We start from the raw sequence: 267 nt of genomic DNA, 5'->3' as shown, positions 1-267 counted from the left end.
CTCTCCGACGGCAGCTGGCTCGTCACGCCGATGCCGCAACATGGTCCACCACCGGGAGGCTGGAAGATTCTTGTCGGATGGCTCGGCCTTATCATCATCGGCAGCGTGCTGGTTTCCATCTTCGCGGCTTCGAAGATCATGAAACCGCTTCGCCTGCTGGAGCGGGCCGTGGCCGAAGTCAACCCGGATGGCACGCTCCCACATATACCGGAAACCGGTCCGGGTGAGATTCGGGTCACCGCACAGGCGCTCAACGGCCTGTCGGCC

General features: G+C 63.3%; 1 protein-coding gene. It reads left to right on the top strand.

Features of this window, described 5'->3' with window-relative positions:
* A partial coding sequence (locus ACPYOG_RS19675; RefSeq protein WP_481295805.1) for a HAMP domain-containing protein occupies nt 1–267 on the top strand: 267 nt, incomplete at both ends.

It is taken from the genome of Leifsonia sp. HAY1-4F, assembly GCF_056755275.1.
Note: the sequence above shows the minus strand (reverse complement) of the source record. Positions and strands in the feature narration are given on the sequence as shown.